Source organism: Pseudomonas sp. P5_A2_2 (assembly GCF_054177685.1).
On sequence record NZ_JBGCUL010000836.1, the window covers coordinates 1 to 1,976 of the forward strand.

2 protein-coding genes and 1 pseudogene are annotated in these 1,976 nt (G+C 49.4%); 1 reads left to right on the forward strand and 2 read right to left on the reverse strand.

Translation table 11 applies throughout. From position 1 onward, the window contains the following. The coding region (locus tag ACXRVY_RS26315) for a cytochrome b (RefSeq protein ID WP_458238657.1) at positions 1–739 on the forward strand (739 nt) is incomplete at its 5' end. 128 nt (positions 740–867) lie between these two features. Here ACXRVY_RS26315 and ACXRVY_RS26320 read toward each other — a convergent pair. Further along, positions 868–1,755: an isocitrate lyase/PEP mutase family protein gene (locus ACXRVY_RS26320; RefSeq protein WP_457265849.1), complete on the reverse strand. Its 888-nt coding sequence runs from the start codon at positions 1,753–1,755 to the stop codon at positions 868–870. A gap of 17 nt (positions 1,756–1,772) precedes the next feature. After that, a pseudogene (locus tag ACXRVY_RS26325) lies at positions 1,773–1,976 on the reverse strand (sulfite exporter TauE/SafE family protein); the annotation flags it as partial.

Genomic DNA, 1,976 nt, shown 5'->3' on the forward strand with positions numbered 1-1,976 from the left:
CCACCCCACTGTCGCGATGCATTCGCGGTCATCGGGTGTCGTCCTCAATCACAACCGACGCTCCCATGACCAACTGTACCCAATGTTTCTCCCGTTGACTGCGCCTATCGGCCCCAAACAGATGCCTTTGATCACAGGAAAATACAAAAAAAGTCGAGTATTTCAATACAAGGAAACGATAAATATGCGAAATACAGCTGAAATAACTGACACGGAGCACCGCTATGACACGATCAGTCGCGGTTTGCACTGGGCGATGACTGCAGCTTTTGCCTGGATATATTGCTCAGCCGGCGCGCACTATCTTTTTGCTGAGTCTGCGTTTGAAAAGTTTATGTGGCCGACTCACAAGCCGGTCGGTCTGTTACTGATGATACTGCTTCTGCTGCGTGCAGGTTGGAGCCTATTGAACAGACACGCCCGTCCACCGAGCTTGAACATTGGCGCTCGTTTGGGGCATCTGCTGCTCTACGGCTTCATGTTCTTGATTCCCTTCCTGGGGCTTCTCCGTCAATACGGATCAGGCCGGGCGTTCTCGGCGTTTGGCCTAACGGTGATGGATGGATTTAACGGGGAGAAGATTCAATGGATGATTGACTTGGGAAGCAACTTCCACAGTTTGCTGGGTTGGACAATGTTGATCTTGATCACGGGGCACGTCGGTGCCGTTATCCTGCACTGTGCCAAAGGACATCCAGAGGTTTTGCGACGTATGGCTGGAAGTGGTGGTAAAGCCTGATAGGCACGGCGACAGTGGACCACCATCCAGGGCACCCGCAGGGCTGAGGAGATGCTGATTCAGCTGGCAGCTTGACCGGTCATGATGTCATTCCTTGTTTTTAGCGCATGTTGCTTACAAAGCTGTTTTTACAAGTCGTCCAGTGCCAGATACTTTTCAGTTTGAATTATCAGCTCGCGCTCCGAAAAACTCGTTAATTCAGCCGACATTGCATGGCTATCCCCTGAGCGTTTGAGTTCAACCAGGGTTTTTTTCATAGCATGGATGGCTGCCCGTTGCAGATCCGATGGCACGATGACAAGTTGATAACCAAGTTCTGCAAGTGTTTGTAGAGAAACGAGTGGGGTTTTTCCGCCATAGAACATGTTCATGAGTTTTGGCCCAGGAATCCGTTGGGCAATAATCTGAATTTGCTCCAGCGTCTCCGGCGCTTCTACAAAAATCATGTCGGCACCCGCATCAACGTAACGTTGTGCTCTAACAAGCGCTGCTTCGAAACCTTCAATTGCTATCGCGTCAGTGCGAGCGATAACTAGGCAATTAGTGTCATGCAAGCTAGCACGCGCCACTTTTATCTTCTGGCACATCTCTTCGGTATCAATAAGCGACTTGTTATCCAAGTGCCCGCATCGCTTAGGGAATGTTTGATCTTCCAGATGGAAGCCGGCTACACCGATGCGTTCCAGTGCCCTCACGGTGCGTTGCACGTTGGCAGTACCACCAAATCCAGTGTCAGCGTCTGCGATAACGGGAATATCGCTGGCTTCTACAATTTTCTCAATCCGCTCGATAACTTCAGTAAAGCTCAGTAAGCCGATATCTGGATACCCAGCAGATCTAGCGATAGCGCCACCACTTGCATACACAGCGTCAAAACCAGCCAGGCTGACTAGTCTTGACGACAGGCCGTCATAGGCACCAGGAGCCATAATGGTTTTTCCTGAACTCAATAGATCACGTAGAGCTTGAGAGCTTTTCAATTGTAAACCTCGCTTTAAATAGTTAATTCCAGGCAAGCGCGCCTGATGTATTTTTAATTGCCGCCAAGATAGGCTCGATACATGAGAGTAATGCCGCTAGCCAATATGATGATATTTATTAGCTTCGTGAACGTATTGCGAGACATTTTAAATGAGATGTGATCACCAGCCCAAAGGCCTAACATTAAAGCTGGCAATAAGTAGATCGCAGTCACAACTAACGCAAGGTCGGCGTATGCTCCCGCTATGGTGAGCAT